The sequence below is a fragment of the Psychrobacillus sp. genome, from assembly GCF_032154225.1.
GTDB lineage: Bacteria > Bacillota > Bacilli > Bacillales_A > Planococcaceae > Psychrobacillus.
The window spans coordinates 383,886-399,505 of the sequence record NZ_JALDYF010000001.1 but is presented as its reverse complement, the minus strand read 5'-3'; the positions used below and the strand labels follow the sequence as shown (position 1 = coordinate 399,505).

Genomic DNA, 15,620 nt, shown 5'->3' with positions numbered 1-15,620 from the left:
ACATATTGTTGACAGGAAAGCTAACATCATAATATAATAAAACTATCCTAAAAGGGGGTGCAGTGATGGAAAAGGAATGGAGACGTTCCATGCCATTATTATCGATGAACATTGTAATGCAGCTAACCGGTTTAACTGCAAGGCAGATTCGTTATTATGAGGAACAAGAACTAGTCCTACCTGCACGAACGGAAGGAAAGCAGCGCATGTTCTCGCTTGACGATATCGATATTTTATTGGAAATAAAAGATATGCTGAAAAGTGGAGTAAACGTTGCTGGTATAAAACAAATATTTGAAATGAAAAAAAATCCAACTTCTCTAAAAGAAGCAAGACAAGTCATTTCAGATACAGAATTACGAGCTATTGTAAAAGAAGAAATGCAGCGTGCACAAAGGCAACAGCGTGCATCTATTAGGCAAGGAGATTTATCTCGTTTCTATCGCTAGATCGAGGTTTAACTATATAACTTTTAGGAGAGTGAAATGATGAGCAAGTATACAAAAGAAGATATTAAAAAGTTCGTTCAAGAACATGAGGTGAATTTTATTCGTCTTCAGTTTACAGACATACTTGGGACGATTAAAAACGTAGAAATTCCAGTGAGTCAGCTCGATAAAGCTCTCGACAATAAAATGATGTTCGACGGTTCTTCTATTGAAGGATTCGTTCGTATTGAAGAATCAGATATGTATTTAGTACCTGACTTGAATTCATGGGTTGTATTCCCTTGGATTACTGGGAAAGGGAAAGTTGCACGTTTAATCTGTGATGTAAATAAAGCAGATGGTACACCATTTGCTGGTGACCCACGTAATAACTTAAAACGCGTTCTAAAAGAAATGGAAGAAATGGGCTTCACTAGCTTCAATTTAGGGCCAGAGCCAGAATTCTTCTTATTCAAATTAGATGAAAAAGGCGAACCAAGTTTAGAATTAAATGACCACGGTGGTTACTTTGACTTAGCGCCAGTAGATTTGGGAGAAAACTGCCGTCGCGATATCGTACTTGAGCTAGAAGAAATGGGCTTCGAGGTGGAAGCATCTCACCATGAAGTAGCTCCTGGACAACATGAAATTGACTTTAAATATGCAGATGCTGTAACGGCATGTGACAATATTCAAACGTTTAAACTAGTAGTAAAAACAATCGCACGTAAGCATGGTTTACATGCTACATTCATGCCAAAACCACTTTTCGGAGTAGCAGGATCAGGAATGCACTTTAACGTTTCATTATTCAATGGGAAAGAAAATGCATTCTTCGACGATTCTACGGAAAATAAAATGAGTGAAACATCTATGCAGTTTATGGCTGGAGTATTAAAACATGTGCAAAGCTTTACGGCGATTACAAACCCTTTAGTAAACTCATATAAACGTTTAGTACCTGGCTACGAAGCTCCTTGTTACGTTGCTTGGTCTGGCCAAAACAGAAGTCCACTAATCCGTATTCCTTCTTCAAGAGGATTAAGCACACGTATTGAAGTGCGTTCGGTAGACCCTGCTGCAAATCCATACCTTGCGATGGCGGTTATTCTTCAAGCTGGACTTGATGGTATTAAAAATAAGTTAACACCACCACCAGCAGTAGATAGAAATATTTACATGATGACAGAAGAAGAAAGAAATGAACATGGTATTTACAACTTACCACCAACATTACATGCTGCTATTCAAGAACTAGGCAAAAATGAAATAATCCGTGGTGCCCTAGGCGAACATATTTACGCAAACTTTGTAGATGCGAAAGAGATTGAGTGGGACATGTTCCGCACAACTGTTCACCCATGGGAAAGAGAACAATATTTGAAAATGTATTAATAGAAAAGCGTTGGGGCTCTAAGCTTCCAACGCTTTTTTCTTTTGATTAAAAAGTAGTTCGTGGTAACGATTTTAAATCCTACCACATTTCTACCACGAAAATTATTCAATTCCTTTCATGTACTGATCAAACTTCTCGATTGACCTAGCTGTCATCTTTTTCGAAACATGTGCATAGACGTCCGAGGTTATTTGCATCGAGCCATGGCCTAAACGCTCCTGTACAAATTTCATATCAGCACCAGCTTCTAATAACAGTACTGCATGTGTATGACGTGTCGAATGAATCGGTAAAGAAGTAGGGTGACCGATTTTCTCCAAACAATCTTTAAATGCATTATAAAGCGTTGATTTTGGCAAAGGAGATCCATCATCGCGGCACAAAACTAGATTCAATTCATGATTATAAAGATCTTCTAAAGCTAATTTTCGTTCATTTTGATACTTCAAATGAGTATGCAACTCGTTCAATAACGATTTTCTTATTTCAATCGTACGTTTGGAGTTAAAGTTTTTTGTGTCTCCAAGAATTTCCTCGTCCTCTTCAGGTTGAAAGTTAAGGGAGTTTTCAATTGTTATCGTGCTATCCTTCCAATTAATATCTGACCATTGGAGGGCTGCAGCTTCACCTTTGCGAAGCCCAGTGTCAAATAGCAATTTAAAAAACAATCCGTATATTTGACCACGTTTATACAACGCCTTTAGTAGTGGTGGAATTAATTTAGGCTCTAAAAATTTCAACTTTTTTACTTCACGTCTTTTAATACTTACATTTTCACATGGATTTTTTTGCACATATCCATTTAACACTGCCCTTTTATATGCTTGATAAATAACGTTATGGATTCTTCTAGTGGTTTCTGTTGATAAACCTTCCTCTAACTTACTGTCTATAAATTTTTGATACATCATTGGTTTTACATCTTTTAATTCCATATTGCCAAAGTAGGGGATAGCATGATTTTTAAGCGATATACGATAGGACTTAAATGTGTTTGGCTTAAGTTTATCTTTAACATATTGATTTAACCAGGCGTTCATATAAATAGCAAAGTTTATTTCACCTTGTTCAAAACCATTCATCACTTCTATTTCTCTCTCACGTGCTGCTATTTGCGCTTCTTTCTTTGTTTTGTAACCACTCTTTGAAACTTCTTTCCATTCTTCAGAGTAGATATCTTTGTAGCGAACACGATATTGCCAAACATCACCCATTTTTCTAAATGAAGCCATATACATTTCTCCTTTCTATGTACTATTAACTCCAACACATAACTGTGTATATTACATCTAATCGTTATATACAAATTACTTAAAAAGAGCATTCAATCTATCATCAGATTGTTGTTGGTATAATTTCATCATGTAACGCTCATAGCGAATACGAGCAAACTCCGGTGTAACATGAAAGTTTTCTATAATTAGATTAATAGGGTGTATATCTCGATCATTCATGTATTCTCTCAACATAAATTCGGGTACGCAAAATTCATACATAAAATTGTTTGCCTTCCATTCTTGCAATTGCACAAAAGAAGGGGGGAGGAACCTTTGATTTCCACAATGCCACAAAGCGTGACACATTTCATGCCCGAAGTCTTGCCACAGTGCCTCATCAGTTAAACGATTATTCAAGAACAATTGTTTGAAAGTGAATGTGCTGATGCCATCATAGTAGTTCAATGGAATCCCTAAACTTGCAGCAATTGTTTCAATATCCAATTGGTGAGGGTGGTAAATGCCGATTCTTTGATAAAGGTTTTTAATGAAATCTTCAAGTAATGAGTATGTATTGTTCAAGTTGTCACTCCTAAAAAAGAACGTTTGTTCTTTTTAGTATAAAAGAAAACCCTGCTAATTGAAAGCAGGGTTTGAAAAATTATTTTGATGCCAAATAAACTCCAACTGATATCAATGTAATACAAATTAAAATTATATTTGAATAAACTAGTAAATCTTGTACTCTAGAAAGCGATTTTAACAAGTCATTATACGGTGTTTCTAAATAAGTATCAATAAGTTCTTCTTTTTCATCCGATAATATAATGCCCATTTTATCAAGGAATAGCATGAACTGGCTTTCTGTAGTCCTATAACGTTCTTTTGTAGAATTAGAAATAAAACTATAGAAGGCAAATGAAAATACAAGTAAGCTAACATTAGCGACAATTAGATTAGTAATACTTAATGCGGAAACATTTTTTAACAAAAAAGATACAGCTAAGATTAAAAAAGAAATTAATGAAGCATTTATATATGTATTAATTTTATCATTCTGTTCATTTATTGATTTAGATATATTAATCGCTTCTTTGTATACAGTATCTCTATTTTTGAAAAAATCATTGAGATCTTCTTGTACATACTTTTCAAAGTAATATTTAGTTGTTTTATTAATTTCAATAATTTTTGTATTTAAACTTGTTATACTTTCTTTATCGTGAACATATCTCGTAAAGACGTTTTTTATAATAATGTATTTCTCTAAAAATCTTTCGTCTTTGAATAAAAAATCAACAAGGTTTATAAAGATGACATAATTTGATATAGAAAAATTTTCATCAACTAATATAATAATTTTTTTATTTCCTCTAATGTCATATTGGTCATCATCGTGTTTATAACTTAATAATTTAAAGAATGATTTATAGTATTCTCTAATAATTGCTTGCTGAAAACTACATTCAAGGTTAGGGTTAACAATCATGAAAGAGTATACATTGTTATACAAATTGAACTTTTGATCTGTGTTAGTAAGAAGACGATTTACTGGCGTTAATATATCATCATTCAGGGTTTTTTCAAAATTAAAATCAGTTTCAGTCAAGAGATTAATAAATTTAAAAATCGGTGTTTCAAAAGAGTCTACATTATAAAGACCAAGTAGTATTTTTTCTTCCTGGCTATCAAAATGATTATTAGTTAAAAGTTCAATTGCTTTATCTGGTAAGAAATAATAATAATCTAGGTTTTGCACATATTCATTTTCCGTAGATTTTTCGTACTGTATCCGCCATCTAATTTTTTGGACTTCTTCAATGGAAAATTGAAGGCTACTGCTGTCCAATTTTTGTATTAAAAAAGAAGGACTACCACTATCACTTAGCGCTTCAAAGTATTGTAATTGCATTAATTTTTCTAACATTTTTCTAGAATCTAAACCTCTAAATTCTATCTGTAACATAAATTCGTTTTCAGTTATAGTTGGATTATAATTGATAGTCAGTTCATTAAGGGCTAAGAACTCGGAATATATCTTTTCTATGATTATATTTGTATTTGTCATAGCCTCTTAAATCTCCTGTCTTATCTTATTTTCTTCTCAAATCCAATACTAGCATTATTTCTAATAGTTATATTATAGATATCGTCTGTCTTATTATGAAGAACAGTAACTTCATTGTTATGCAAATCTTTATTATATCTAAAAAGTATTTTGTTGTTAGGGGCATTATAGAGTACTTTATTTTCTTCCCTATCGATTGTGAGAGCAAGACCATAATCCTTATATTTAGTCGCAAAATCGGAAACAAAATGTGTTTTATATTCTTCAATTAGTATTTCTCTATCTTCTGTTTCTTGTGATATTAGTTTTTCGTATATATTTTTCACTGTTTCAGGAATATGAATAGTGGCCCCATTATTAAATTCTGAGTCAATAGCGGTGTTAATTTGTTCCTTTTCTGTATCTGGCAGCTTCGCTTCTATCTTGGTGTAGAGTTCATTGAGAAGTGCAACTGTTTTTATATTGTTATTCGGTATGGCTATTGCTTGTAAGAATTTAGACATAAAGAACTTTGAAGTTTCCCCAGCTTTTTGTTGACGGTCTAATACAAATAAGTTTGTACTATTTGCAACGTAATTTTTTCTGATAATTGCACATTTATGTACCCGATCATTAGATTCAGGTAACATATTTTTAATTTCTTTTATATCAAGTGTTTCAGGGTCTAACTGGACCCCATTTTTGGGATCTAGTTTAAGAAATATTATTACTTCTTCCTCATTGTGTAATGCATCTAATACGAAAAATGAGCCACTACTTTTTGTTGATTCTTTCATAAATGTAAAAAGATTTTTAGTTACTTCGTTTGTAAATATGATGAAGTTTTCTTCCGATTTATTTTGCTCATACCGATTTATTTTTGTTAAAATGGAATTGTCTGAATCTGTAAATTTACACTCTCGAGTATTTTTTCCATACCTAGTTTGTTCAATGTGGGTTTGGAAAAAATCATAAAAAACTTTATGATCTTCGGGAATTAATTTTATACACTTTGTTGCAAAATCAGCTTGAGATTTTTCCATATTCAATAAGGTAATAGCTAGATTGTTGATATGAAAACTAACAGTTTCTTTATTCGGTATCTCGTCAGCAACTGCTGATGATGCTTCAGCATTAGTCGCTACTTGTAGTTCTACTTCTACAACAGTTGCTGCAGATTCCTCTATATTAAGTTGCCCGGACTCATTTTGTGATGCTTCGTCATTATTTGTAATCATATCATTTTCTCTCCTAACTGTTAATAAGTAATAAATTTAAGCTTTCTATTTTAGTTTCACTAAAGCTCCATAGTTTTACCGAATTCCTCTACTTCTAGTGTTAGAATTAGAGGTGAGGCAGTTATTTTTTTCTCTTCCTATTTTTTCGCTTCAGTTTATATTTCAATCTCATCTTCTTCATTGGTATACACTTCTTCTCCTATAGCAATTGAGATATTGCCGATTGGTATCATAACTACACTGTATTTTTTGTTTTTTGTATAAGTAATAACAGCCATTTTCTGCTTAGTAACATGGGAAAGGTTTCCATGAATTGTTGTACCATCATTAAGAATTAATTTACTTTTAATATTTGGCTTCATTTAAAAACAAAAAATCCACCCATTCTAAACTCCTCCTTTTGTAATTTCAGTGGTAATAAAGTCATCGATAAATAAACCTTATTTAAACCCCATATGTTCCTCAAATGCCAAATTTTGATTTAATGCTTATAAAAAAAGAGACATGGCAAAGCCATATCTCATATTTATCTTTACTATAATTCACTTAATTGGGTGTATTTTTAATGATGTCCCATATCTTGCGTAATTGGGCCTTCATTTCTTCTGGACTGTTTATGTATTCACGAAAGAATAAATCTGTCGTAGGATCGTCCATCCACTTTAAAAACTCTTCCTCGTCTTTATCTTCATTATCTTTTTCGAGTTGAATCATGTCGCGACCAAGTAAATAGTCAGTGGTTGTATTTAATACATTAGCAAGTAATACCAACATTTCATTTGAAGGTGTGCTATGACCGTTTTCATAATTGCTGATAGTCGCCTTGGTAGTATTAACTTTTTTAGCAAGTTCATCTTGAGTTAACCTTGTTTTGTTTCTAGCTAATTTTAATCTTTTAGATAGCATGGTATGCCTCCTATTAGACGTACAAGTATATTGTACAACAAAATATAAATAAGTTAATGTAAGTACAAGATAATTGTATTTTCTTGTTGACATACAAGATTCTTGTACTTATAATGAAAGTACAAGGTGTTCATACTTGGAGGTGAGAATATGAAAAACTATAATTTGATAAAATCTCGTGAAAAGAAAAAACTTACTCAAGAACAGTTAGCTTTAGCACTTGGATATAAAGGGAAACAATCTGTTTCTAATTGGGAGAATGGTTATTTTTCTCCACCACTAGAAGCTGTTCTTAAAATATCCCAAATTTTAGAAGAGGATATCTTCTTTTTATTTGATAATGAAGTACAAGAATCTCATACTATATAAGTGGTGCATTTTCATTTTAAAAGGAGGTGAGAGGGATGTTTGAACAACAGCCTTTCATTCGTGATGGAGATAAAGAAGTGGAAGAAAAAATTTATAAAGATTTAATAAATTATTTTGATGAATCTTCTGCTTCTCAAATTTCAAGTGATCTTGATTTGACATATCGAGCTGCAAGATGGATTAAACACGAAGTAAAGCTAACAAAGGGAGAGGCAGGTAAAGATATTGCTCCGATACCTGCCAAAATGGCAAAGCAAATTGAATTTTACATTACTAAATTTTATCGAAATTCATCTGAATGAGTTGAAGTTGTTTATATGGTTCCATGTGGAGTAAATCATCTTTTACAACGTAATAAATAGAATCTTTTAATTGATTATCTAAATCGGAAGAATTGAATTGGCTAAAATCCCGTTCATCATCAACCCATTCATAAATTACTGAATATAAGAACATATCATATTGAACTAAAGTATTCAAAAGTTTCTTATCAAATTTTTCTTGAAGTTTATCGTATGCAGACTTTGCTTTAGCTTGATAGACGTGAAAGTAGGCAAGTAGCTGTGCGTGATAATCAACAGGATGAACAAAAGAACCATTCATTTCAGCGCCGTTAGGATATTTTTCAATAGCATCTTGATACATGTCGTTCCAACCAAGTGGTATTTGTTCTAATTTTAATTCCCATAAGTGTTCTGTCATAATTTCACCTCCTCTTCTAGATTATACAAGATTTGGAGAGTGAGAGAAAAATGATTTGGAAGAGTTGTCGTCCTCTTCCAGATGGCTATGAACCATTGTTACCCCTTCGCTGGTTCGTAGTCATCTAGATGGGTACGACCTGTCGGAAAGGAGGATTTTATATGTTATCGCTGCAGGTCAATGAAAGCGAATTAGAGTTAATGTTCCGAGAAGAACTTAGTAAGAAATTGAAAGAGATTGAACATCGTCATACGTTTTGGGATATGGACGAGCTTATGCGCCAAACAAATATGAGCTTACCTTTCATCAAAGAAAAGTTTTTCTATAATGAAAACTTTCCAAAATTTAAGGTTGGGCGCAAATGGTTGTTTCCAGCTAAAGAGACGGAGGAATTTCTCCTTAACTGGCTGAAGCAACAAGCGAGGAATTGAATGGGGCTATTTCTATCAAGTTAACTTTATTGTAAGACATAAAGTTGTATAGAAGTAGATAGGTAGTTATACAAAAAGGGGAGGAAGTTAGTTGAAAAAATCAGCATTTGTAGGTCCAGCAGTTGAGAGACTTCTAGCAAGTGAAGAAATGAAGGGAGAGAGATTGGCTGCTGATTTGAATATAAGCCAACAGCTGGGGAGTCATATAAAGAATGACAAGCGGAAAATGCAAGAAGACATTGCAAGAGCATCTATTAATCTATATGACAATCCTGAATATGCAAATGATATTCTCTTTGAATTTAGTGGTGGATATACTTCACCAGTTTTTAGAGGAAAGAGTATAGAACAGCATAGATTATCAATTGAATCGTACACGTTGATTGAGCTAAAAGAAGCGATAAAAAAACTAGAGGATGTTTGTTTAGCCAAACCGCCATCGACTATTACAAGTATCGAAAGACAGGAAATTAAGAATCTCATGGAAGAGTTGCTGGATGGAAGAGCCTTTATCGATAACTTGCTCATTCAGTTACAAAAGGATTATCGAATCTCTGTGAAAGAATGCATTCGTGGTCTATTACCAAGATGGATGGCGAAAGGATGGTTAGCATGATAGTGGTTACGAAAAAAGAAGTTAAAGCGGCGAGGTTGGAAAAAAGAAAAGCAAGGCTTGCCATTCATGATTTAGAGGAAAACTTCTGCAAAAGTTGTCCCATGAATAACAAGTCAAGACATGTATATAAACACTGTATCACAGAATGTGCAGTTGGGAAAATGATCGTTGGACATGGTGAAACGATTGCACCAAACGATTGGTCCGAAGCCGATGATTGGTATCTCCTTGATTTCCATAAAGAGTATTCAACTACTGATTTAGCTGTTGCTCTTGGTCGTGAATATAAGGATGTGAGGGAACGTTTATCTTATTTGAAGAAGAGAAGTAATGCTTGCGCAGTTTGATAATTCAAAGGGTAACAACTTATTGACGTTACCCTTTAGGAAGGGGCTAAGACAATGGATTTAAAGGTAATTGAGCAAGATGGGATGCGTGTATTAACTAGCGCACAATTAGCCGAAGCATTTGAAACGAAGGACAATATCATCCAGCGAAATTTTCAACGTAATCAAGAACGGTATGAGGAAGGTAAGCATTACTTCTCTTTAACAGGCGAAAATTTAAAAGCATTTAAAGGCTCACAACAAAATGACGTTAGCCTTAAATACGTATCTGTTCTTTATTTGTGGACGGAGCAAGGGGCTTTACTTCATGCAAAATCGCTGTCCAATGAACAGGCTTGGAAAGCATACACCATGCTTACCGAAGGGTATTACAATCTCAATAAAAAAATGCAATCCCCAGAATTTTTAATTGCACAACAAGATTTAAAAATATGTGAGCTGGAGGACAAGCTCGAAAAAACAGAAAAGAAGGTGTTGGCTATAGAACAGAGTGTACAAAATCAAATTACTCTGAACTCAGGAGAGCAGAAACGTTTGCAAAAAGCCGTTGGAGAAAGAGTGTTTGCGCTTGAAAAAAATCCTTCCAGACGCGCCGAGGTATTCCGTGCGATTTATAGTTCTATCAAGCAGCAATATGCAGTGAAATCATACCGTGACGTTAAGCAGAACCAACTGCAAAAGGCGATCAAATATGTAGGACGTTGGAATGGATGAGTGGCTATCGGAAGTAATGCTTGAACAGGCTTGCATCGAAGATTGTTTAGAGCAGATGAAAATAAACATGAGAAACGGTGATTATGATTTAGCTAATGATCGTTGCTTGGATGTTCAAAGATCCTTTAGAAGATTGGAATACATTCAGCAAAAATTGCCTCCTGTAAGGGAGGTGAGACGACTTGTTTAATAGTCCGGAAGGTATTTTTGTGTTTGTATTTTCGATTGCGGCAGCAGTTGTAGCAACTAATTTGTGGAATATCGTAGGAAATGAAAAAGCTGATCAACTCGGCAAAGTTGGTCAGCAACAGAAATAATTATTTGAAACTTTATTATGAATTATAGTGCAGTATAAGTCAAATCACCTGAGATGAGGGATTACATGTCGAATTTATTGTTAGATGAAAGACCATTACTTGTAATGCCAAAACTTGCAGTATTAATAGGTCTTCCAGAGTCGATATTTTTACAACAACTGCACTACTGGACAGAACACAGTTCAAACGTAGTTGAAGGGAAAAAGTGGGTTTACAACAGTGTGAACGAATGGCAAAAACAATTTCCCTTTTGGAGCGCAAGAACGATCCATCGGATTATTAGAGATCTTGAGAATGAAAATCTAATTGTCTCTGGGAGTTTTAATAAGTTAGCAATCGATCGTACAAAATGGTATCGAATAAATTATGAAAAGTTACATGCTTTAGAGCCGAAACAAACCATTTCACCATACGGTCAGACGTATTGCCAAGTTGGCAATATGGACTCGCCAAAAGTCGTAGATGGTTTAGACAGTTTGGCAGTACCATTACCAGAGATTACTACAAAGACTACTACAAAGACTACAAGTAATAAAAAGAATAGTCGCAAACAAGTTTTCGACGATAACTCGGATGAAATGAAATTAGCTACATTTTTTATTTCAGAAATTAAAAAGAATAGCGCAGACTTCAAACTACCGAATTTACAAAGTTGGTGTGAGGAGTTTAGAAGAATTATCGAATTGGACAAGCGAAATAAAAGTGAAATATTTAGGCTTATTCGATGGGTACAGGCAGATGATTTTGAAAAAGCGAATGTATTGTCGCCAATCAAATTACGAAAACGATATGATGCTTTGAAAATCAGAATGCTAAATCCAACTAAGCCGAAACGTGTGAGAGAAGAAAAAGTGCCTGATTGGTTTTATAAACAAGATGAACCAGTTGCAACAACGACTGAAAAAGATCCAGCAATTGATGCTGAACGTCAACGGTTATTAAAAGAATTGGGGGTTAAATCATGATAGGCAAACCTATCAAACTTTCACGAGAATCTGAGAAACAAATCATCATCCAAGAACTAAGCTGTTTTGGAATACACCAAACATCTAATGGTGAGCAATTGCAAACACTGGACTATTTTTCTTTGTTAAACATGCTTGCAGTTCAGAAAGCGATTAGATCATAACGAGTATTTCCATCATGCGATGGAGGGAGAGATAATTTTGGGAAACGTAGAAGATAAATGTCCTAATTGCATGTTGAATCAGACTGGAGATTATCTAGCGCAGTCAGCAAATTTAATGGGTTTGGGGCCAAGTACAAAGGCAAAATATTGTTTTGAGTGTTCATGTATCTTTGTAGCATTCGACTTTATAGAAACATCAGTAGAGGCGGTGAATATGCAATGAATTGTTTGTTTATTATCTGTGATAATTGCAGGCATCCGCTTGTAATACCAAACGAAGTTGAAATTTCTATTTTACCTTTTACGAAGTCAATACTTTGCAAATATTGCTATCACGAGAATATGGAACTCCAAGAGTTAAAACAGTATGCAAAGTCGTCAAGAGAATATGCGTAAGGCAGAATACGCAATTTACAAGGGTGAAGAATTACTTGTCATTGGAACAGCAGAAGAATGTGCATACAAATTAAAAGTTCAACCTAAATACATTCAATGGCTTACTACTCCTACTGCGAAAAGGAGATTGGCCAAGCGTAAAAATCCAAACAAGTGCACTGTTGCAGACAGGTTGTAACGACGTAGTAGACACAAAATGTGAAGCAATCAGTATTAAATGGATGATGAAAAGGTGTGGCAAAGTATTAAAAAAGGTAATGTTTTGTAAACATTTAATGACACAAAATGTAGGTTCTGTTAAATAAAAAAATAGCCACAAATTGTGACTATCATTTGTTTAATAAATTTAATTTTGCTTTAGAGGGAGTTTCATACATCAGGTGACCTATATTTGGATAAGTATTTTGTATCACATAATAGCCACCGCCAACATCATAAAGTGGAGCATATCCCTGTATATTTTTAGTACCATACACACGATATTCTTCACCTGGATTTAGTATGCGCACGGGGTCAAAAATCTTAACAGGTCCTGAAGTACCACCTTCTACTTTGAATAAAGAGGTTGACTGCAAGATTGTTACTTTTCCAATTTGTCCAGGTTTCAATTCGGTTTTCCCCCACATTACTTTTTGTGCAGAAGCTTCAGGCGAAGAGGCGCTAAAGCAAAAGAACAATAAAGCAATAAATACAAAAGACAATATTTTTTTCATTAAATACCAATCCCTTCTAAAATCTATAATAATTTTACCACAATGTAGGGTTTGTTTTTTAGGTAATATTTTGAAATTAACATTGGTAGGAAGCAAAGAGAAAACCGAATGAGTCCATTAATGGAGCTTTACAAAATTGAACATCTAGGCTAATAGAACAGTTCGACCAAATTGTTCAATACGAAGGGAGAAAGGAAATGACGCAAGAACGTAAATTCATAGCAATTTTAAAGACTGGAAATAAAACAATCGAGGATGCCAAAAATGTTTATGAAGGCTCAATCGGAACAGTGACACAAGCCGATTATGACAACTACATTCAGAGAATGGCAGCAATCAATGGTGCTAGGGTATTGTTAGTGGAAGATAATATGTCAGGCGAAAACTTTGGAGTTATCAGCTTTCACGATGATAGTTTAGATAAATACAAAGAGTTTTGTTACTTAGCTGAACAAGATCCGTATTTTGGCTCTTATGAAAATAATCGTGAGGAATTTGAGAAAGATTGGTCGGCGGGTGACTACGAATTTACAGGAATGTTGGAGGTAACGACTAGCGAGGTTGAGATCCTTGAGGAAGTAGTCCAGCAGTTACATCACCTATCGATCAATAAAGAAAAGGACCATGTGGAAAGAAAATTGCTGTATCACATAATATTTGGAAAAAGTTCCGAAGTAGAGGGAAGAATATTCCACAAGGGAAACGAATATCCAGTATACAAGAAAGATGACGATTACGTGATTTTGTGCGCCGAGAATGGGGACTTTTGCTTTTCAAACGAACTAATGAAACAAGTAATTAAAGAGTGGGACTTAACAATCTACTAGTCCACATTCCGTAAAAATTACGTCAGGGCAGTGGGATTGAAATAGTACACTGTTCGAATAAAAAGTGAGGTGTAAAACTTGTTAGTCAAAATAAGAAAATCAACCGAACAATCCTACTGGTATGCAGATCAAGTTGGAGAAGAATTTGAAGTCATTGAAATACGCGATGATCGTCAAAAAGGTGGTTGGACAGTTAATGATGGTGAGTACGATAAATGTATCTTAAAGCGAGATTGCGAACCTGCTTAATATACATTTCGAACAAAAAATGGCGTAAAGGAGTAAATGAAATTGCGAAAAGTATATCCGAAATGGATTCACACTTGCAACATGGGTGACCAACCTAAAGTAATTCAAAATGAAAAAGTTAAGGGACTTATAGCAGACCATAAAGCAGGAATTATAACAGATGAAACTGTTATGGATTTGAACAACCATCTTCGTAAATTAATAGATTCCGAAAATGTAGTATCGTTGGCAGCTTCAAGAAAAGATGATGAAATCTATATACTCGAATACGAAATGAAAGCGACTGGGCAGTTATTAGATGGAGGCACTGATCGAAAAACAGGCATTCCATATTTATTAGTGGAGGAAAATAGAAAATGAATCAATGTAGACGCTGCAAACGCATTGGAGTTTCTACTAGAGAGTGTAAATGCAATAAGCGTTAATACGTATTTTGACCATTATATGTACTAAGAAAATTAAAAAAAGCAATCAAATATAGATTGCCTGTAGAATTATTATTATTTATCTGGAAAGTCTACATGTAGTGGTGGAGGAACAAGCCAACCTTTACTTTTATTCAATCGTAACAATTTGGCACCTAGTTGAGCTTTATTCAGATGGAATTGACCATACATTAAACCGATATCTTCTCTAATGGACATTCCCATAGCTTGACTGCAAGCAACTAAACCTGCCGCTACATTCATTGAAAGTGAAGCGCTGATTTCAGGATCGTAAAATCTTGCACCAGGTGGAATGTCCTCTAATCTAGCTTCCGGACGTTCTGGTGGTGCAGGTGGAAGCCCGACACCATTTACTTTCAATGTCTTTTCTAATTGTTTATTTTCTTCTTTCATACCTTGTACTGCTTCTTCGATTAGTTTTTTTAGTTCATCATCACCCGTATGATTAAAAAATGTTTGATATGCAGCTATTAATCCATTGTTTGTTGCTAAATTGGTCCAAATGCCGAACACTTCACCATAATGTAATGGTTCATCTTTAGGATTTCCACTTAGTATTCCCATAATTGCACTCCCGTTCAATTTATAATTTTTTCATACTTGAAATAGTGTGTGCAGAGAATAAAAGATTATTCATTTGAATTTAAGTTATACGTACATCAAATTTTTATTCGCATTTCGAACAAAATGTGAAGAAAATCTTTTATTAAGGCAAGAAAAAAAGCATCTATATTGATGCCTAGAAAATAGTTAGAAAGTTATGAGTTAGTGCGGTTTTTTTTCAAGTAAATCAATGATTTTATCTAATTTAGTCTCAATCTCATTAGAATTGTTATTCCGTAAGCTTGAATTAATTAATAGCCTTCTTATAAACAGCAAGAAAGAGATGACACCTATTAATATTAAAGTCAATAAAAAAAGTGTAAAAAGTAAATCATTAATATTAATGTTCATTTTAAACCTCCTAGAGATACTTTTCCTAATTGTACCATGTTTATGAAATTTAGTAAATTAGGTTTTATCCTCTAAGGGGAATGAACATTTCGACCATTATAAGCAGTAGAAGGGATGAACAATAATGCCAGTAAATCAAAAGGTAAAGTACGAAGTGTATGACGTATTCACGATTGCA

26 protein-coding genes are annotated in these 15,620 nt (G+C 34.1%); 16 read left to right on the top strand and 10 right to left on the bottom strand.

Features of this window, described 5'->3' with window-relative positions; genetic code table 11:
* Positions 1-65 precede the first annotated feature (65 nt).
* Complete coding sequence (locus RUH95_RS02140) at positions 66-449, top strand: MerR family transcriptional regulator (RefSeq protein WP_313891165.1); 384 nt, start codon at positions 66-68, stop codon at positions 447-449.
* A gap of 39 nt (positions 450-488) precedes the next feature.
* Complete coding sequence (gene glnA / locus RUH95_RS02135) at positions 489-1,823, top strand: type I glutamate--ammonia ligase (RefSeq protein WP_313891164.1); 1,335 nt, start codon at positions 489-491, stop codon at positions 1,821-1,823.
* Between the two features lie 102 nt (positions 1,824-1,925).
* On the opposite strand, the gene RUH95_RS02130 is transcribed toward glnA, so the two are convergent.
* The 6 genes from RUH95_RS02130 to RUH95_RS02105 all read right to left on the bottom strand — a co-directional run bounded on the left by RUH95_RS02130 (position 1,926) and on the right by RUH95_RS02105 (position 7,232).
* Positions 1,926-3,056 (bottom strand): tyrosine-type recombinase/integrase, encoded by a 1,131-nt coding sequence (locus RUH95_RS02130; protein WP_313891163.1) that lies wholly within the window; start codon positions 3,054-3,056, stop codon positions 1,926-1,928.
* Between the two features lie 75 nt (positions 3,057-3,131).
* Positions 3,132-3,623, bottom strand: coding sequence for an ImmA/IrrE family metallo-endopeptidase (locus tag RUH95_RS02125; RefSeq protein ID WP_313891162.1), 492 nt, complete (start codon positions 3,621-3,623; stop codon positions 3,132-3,134).
* A gap of 79 nt (positions 3,624-3,702) precedes the next feature.
* Positions 3,703-5,109: a hypothetical protein gene (locus RUH95_RS02120; protein WP_313891161.1), complete on the bottom strand. Its 1,407-nt coding sequence runs from the start codon at positions 5,107-5,109 to the stop codon at positions 3,703-3,705.
* A gap of 20 nt (positions 5,110-5,129) precedes the next feature.
* Positions 5,130-6,326 carry a nucleoid-associated protein gene (locus RUH95_RS02115; protein WP_313891160.1) on the bottom strand — a complete coding sequence of 399 codons (1,197 nt, stop codon included), beginning with the start codon at positions 6,324-6,326 and terminating at the stop codon, positions 5,130-5,132.
* Between the two features lie 155 nt (positions 6,327-6,481).
* Positions 6,482-6,688: a hypothetical protein gene (locus RUH95_RS02110; protein ID WP_313891159.1), complete on the bottom strand. Its 207-nt coding sequence runs from the start codon at positions 6,686-6,688 to the stop codon at positions 6,482-6,484.
* A gap of 184 nt (positions 6,689-6,872) precedes the next feature.
* Positions 6,873-7,232, bottom strand: a complete 360-nt coding sequence (locus RUH95_RS02105) for a helix-turn-helix domain-containing protein (protein ID WP_313891158.1) — start codon at positions 7,230-7,232, stop codon at positions 6,873-6,875.
* Positions 7,233-7,382: 150 nt separating this feature from the next.
* On the opposite strand from RUH95_RS02105, the gene RUH95_RS02100 reads away from it, so the two are divergent.
* Together RUH95_RS02100 and RUH95_RS02095 are read left to right on the top strand one after the other, a co-directional pair.
* Positions 7,383-7,601, top strand: a complete 219-nt coding sequence (locus RUH95_RS02100; protein WP_313891157.1) for a helix-turn-helix transcriptional regulator — start codon at positions 7,383-7,385, stop codon at positions 7,599-7,601.
* A gap of 35 nt (positions 7,602-7,636) precedes the next feature.
* Entirely contained in the window at positions 7,637-7,903 is a 267-nt protein-coding gene (locus RUH95_RS02095; RefSeq protein ID WP_313891156.1) for a hypothetical protein, read from the top strand.
* Here the strand turns inward: RUH95_RS02095 and RUH95_RS02090 are convergent.
* Positions 7,875-8,303, bottom strand: a complete 429-nt coding sequence (locus RUH95_RS02090; protein ID WP_313891155.1) for a hypothetical protein — start codon at positions 8,301-8,303, stop codon at positions 7,875-7,877. The genes RUH95_RS02095 and RUH95_RS02090 overlap by 29 nt on opposite strands.
* A gap of 161 nt (positions 8,304-8,464) precedes the next feature.
* Here RUH95_RS02090 and RUH95_RS02085 point away from each other — a divergent pair, with 161 nt between their 5' ends.
* The 9 genes from RUH95_RS02085 to RUH95_RS02045 all read left to right on the top strand — a co-directional run bounded on the left by RUH95_RS02085 (position 8,465) and on the right by RUH95_RS02045 (position 12,431).
* Positions 8,465-8,734 carry a group-specific protein gene (locus tag RUH95_RS02085; RefSeq protein ID WP_313891154.1) on the top strand — a complete coding sequence of 90 codons (270 nt, stop codon included), beginning with the start codon at positions 8,465-8,467 and terminating at the stop codon, positions 8,732-8,734.
* 91 nt (positions 8,735-8,825) lie between these two features.
* The gene (locus tag RUH95_RS02080) at positions 8,826-9,350 is read left to right on the top strand and encodes an XRE family transcriptional regulator (protein ID WP_313891153.1); all 525 of its coding nucleotides are present in this window, start codon (positions 8,826-8,828) and stop codon (positions 9,348-9,350) included.
* Positions 9,347-9,697 (top strand): zinc-finger domain-containing protein, encoded by a 351-nt coding sequence (locus RUH95_RS02075; RefSeq protein WP_313891152.1) that lies wholly within the window; start codon positions 9,347-9,349, stop codon positions 9,695-9,697. The genes RUH95_RS02080 and RUH95_RS02075 overlap by 4 nt, the downstream gene beginning before the upstream one ends.
* A gap of 54 nt (positions 9,698-9,751) precedes the next feature.
* Positions 9,752-10,411: an ORF6N domain-containing protein gene (locus tag RUH95_RS02070; protein ID WP_313891151.1), complete on the top strand. Its 660-nt coding sequence runs from the start codon at positions 9,752-9,754 to the stop codon at positions 10,409-10,411.
* Positions 10,404-10,601 carry a hypothetical protein gene (locus RUH95_RS02065; protein WP_313891150.1) on the top strand — a complete coding sequence of 66 codons (198 nt, stop codon included), beginning with the start codon at positions 10,404-10,406 and terminating at the stop codon, positions 10,599-10,601. The genes RUH95_RS02070 and RUH95_RS02065 overlap by 8 nt, the downstream gene beginning before the upstream one ends.
* Positions 10,594-10,728 carry a hypothetical protein gene (locus RUH95_RS02060; protein WP_313891149.1) on the top strand — a complete coding sequence of 45 codons (135 nt, stop codon included), beginning with the start codon at positions 10,594-10,596 and terminating at the stop codon, positions 10,726-10,728. The genes RUH95_RS02065 and RUH95_RS02060 overlap by 8 nt, the downstream gene beginning before the upstream one ends.
* A 65-nt stretch (positions 10,729-10,793) precedes the next feature.
* Positions 10,794-11,693: a hypothetical protein gene (locus tag RUH95_RS02055; protein ID WP_313891148.1), complete on the top strand. Its 900-nt coding sequence runs from the start codon at positions 10,794-10,796 to the stop codon at positions 11,691-11,693.
* Positions 11,690-11,857, top strand: a complete 168-nt coding sequence (locus tag RUH95_RS02050; RefSeq protein ID WP_313891147.1) for a hypothetical protein — start codon at positions 11,690-11,692, stop codon at positions 11,855-11,857. The genes RUH95_RS02055 and RUH95_RS02050 overlap by 4 nt, the downstream gene beginning before the upstream one ends.
* A 367-nt stretch (positions 11,858-12,224) precedes the next feature.
* Positions 12,225-12,431: a hypothetical protein gene (locus RUH95_RS02045; protein ID WP_313891146.1), complete on the top strand. Its 207-nt coding sequence runs from the start codon at positions 12,225-12,227 to the stop codon at positions 12,429-12,431.
* Between the two features lie 151 nt (positions 12,432-12,582).
* Here the strand turns inward: RUH95_RS02045 and RUH95_RS02040 are convergent, their stop codons facing one another.
* Positions 12,583-12,966 (bottom strand): hypothetical protein, encoded by a 384-nt coding sequence (locus RUH95_RS02040; protein WP_313891145.1) that lies wholly within the window; start codon positions 12,964-12,966, stop codon positions 12,583-12,585.
* A gap of 197 nt (positions 12,967-13,163) precedes the next feature.
* Here RUH95_RS02040 and RUH95_RS02035 point away from each other — a divergent pair, with 197 nt between their 5' ends.
* The 3 genes from RUH95_RS02035 (at position 13,164) to RUH95_RS02025 (ending at position 14,402) form a co-directional block, all read left to right on the top strand.
* On the top strand, positions 13,164-13,793 hold the full coding sequence (locus RUH95_RS02035; RefSeq protein ID WP_313891144.1) for a hypothetical protein: 630 nt from the start codon (positions 13,164-13,166) through the stop codon (positions 13,791-13,793).
* A gap of 78 nt (positions 13,794-13,871) precedes the next feature.
* Positions 13,872-14,042 (top strand): hypothetical protein, encoded by a 171-nt coding sequence (locus tag RUH95_RS02030; RefSeq protein ID WP_313891143.1) that lies wholly within the window; start codon positions 13,872-13,874, stop codon positions 14,040-14,042.
* A gap of 42 nt (positions 14,043-14,084) precedes the next feature.
* Complete coding sequence (locus RUH95_RS02025; protein ID WP_313891142.1) at positions 14,085-14,402, top strand: hypothetical protein; 318 nt, start codon at positions 14,085-14,087, stop codon at positions 14,400-14,402.
* Positions 14,403-14,542: 140 nt separating this feature from the next.
* On the opposite strand, the gene RUH95_RS02020 is transcribed toward RUH95_RS02025, so the two are convergent.
* Together RUH95_RS02020 and RUH95_RS02015 are read right to left on the bottom strand one after the other, a co-directional pair.
* The gene (locus RUH95_RS02020; RefSeq protein ID WP_313891141.1) at positions 14,543-15,052 is read right to left on the bottom strand and encodes a DUF3231 family protein; all 510 of its coding nucleotides are present in this window, start codon (positions 15,050-15,052) and stop codon (positions 14,543-14,545) included.
* 201 nt (positions 15,053-15,253) lie between these two features.
* Positions 15,254-15,442: a DUF4083 family protein gene (locus tag RUH95_RS02015; RefSeq protein ID WP_313891140.1), complete on the bottom strand. Its 189-nt coding sequence runs from the start codon at positions 15,440-15,442 to the stop codon at positions 15,254-15,256.
* Positions 15,443-15,620 lie beyond the last annotated feature (178 nt).

Coding starts and splice junctions, on each gene's coding strand:
- RUH95_RS02040 (WP_313891145.1), bottom strand. CDS start 12,966: ATGAAAAAAATATTGTCTTTTGTATTTATTGCTTTATTGTTCTTTTGC.
- RUH95_RS02115 (WP_313891160.1), bottom strand. CDS start 6,326: ATGATTACAAATAATGACGAAGCATCACAAAATGAGTCCGGGCAACTT.
- RUH95_RS02070 (WP_313891151.1), top strand. CDS start 9,752: ATGGATTTAAAGGTAATTGAGCAAGATGGGATGCGTGTATTAACTAGC.
- RUH95_RS02075 (WP_313891152.1), top strand. CDS start 9,347: ATGATAGTGGTTACGAAAAAAGAAGTTAAAGCGGCGAGGTTGGAAAAA.
- RUH95_RS02015 (WP_313891140.1), bottom strand. CDS start 15,442: ATGAACATTAATATTAATGATTTACTTTTTACACTTTTTTTATTGACT.
- RUH95_RS02140 (WP_313891165.1), top strand. CDS start 66: ATGGAAAAGGAATGGAGACGTTCCATGCCATTATTATCGATGAACATT.
- RUH95_RS02020 (WP_313891141.1), bottom strand. CDS start 15,052: ATGGGAATACTAAGTGGAAATCCTAAAGATGAACCATTACATTATGGT.
- RUH95_RS02095 (WP_313891156.1), top strand. CDS start 7,637: ATGTTTGAACAACAGCCTTTCATTCGTGATGGAGATAAAGAAGTGGAA.
- RUH95_RS02065 (WP_313891150.1), top strand. CDS start 10,404: ATGGATGAGTGGCTATCGGAAGTAATGCTTGAACAGGCTTGCATCGAA.
- RUH95_RS02105 (WP_313891158.1), bottom strand. CDS start 7,232: ATGCTATCTAAAAGATTAAAATTAGCTAGAAACAAAACAAGGTTAACT.
- RUH95_RS02100 (WP_313891157.1), top strand. CDS start 7,383: ATGAAAAACTATAATTTGATAAAATCTCGTGAAAAGAAAAAACTTACT.
- RUH95_RS02110 (WP_313891159.1), bottom strand. CDS start 6,688: ATGAAGCCAAATATTAAAAGTAAATTAATTCTTAATGATGGTACAACA.
- RUH95_RS02050 (WP_313891147.1), top strand. CDS start 11,690: ATGATAGGCAAACCTATCAAACTTTCACGAGAATCTGAGAAACAAATC.
- RUH95_RS02035 (WP_313891144.1), top strand. CDS start 13,164: ATGACGCAAGAACGTAAATTCATAGCAATTTTAAAGACTGGAAATAAA.
- RUH95_RS02055 (WP_313891148.1), top strand. CDS start 10,794: ATGTCGAATTTATTGTTAGATGAAAGACCATTACTTGTAATGCCAAAA.
- RUH95_RS02085 (WP_313891154.1), top strand. CDS start 8,465: ATGTTATCGCTGCAGGTCAATGAAAGCGAATTAGAGTTAATGTTCCGA.
- RUH95_RS02090 (WP_313891155.1), bottom strand. CDS start 8,303: ATGACAGAACACTTATGGGAATTAAAATTAGAACAAATACCACTTGGT.
- glnA (WP_313891164.1), top strand. CDS start 489: ATGAGCAAGTATACAAAAGAAGATATTAAAAAGTTCGTTCAAGAACAT.
- RUH95_RS02130 (WP_313891163.1), bottom strand. CDS start 3,056: ATGGCTTCATTTAGAAAAATGGGTGATGTTTGGCAATATCGTGTTCGC.
- RUH95_RS02045 (WP_313891146.1), top strand. CDS start 12,225: ATGCAAAGTCGTCAAGAGAATATGCGTAAGGCAGAATACGCAATTTAC.
- RUH95_RS02120 (WP_313891161.1), bottom strand. CDS start 5,109: ATGACAAATACAAATATAATCATAGAAAAGATATATTCCGAGTTCTTA.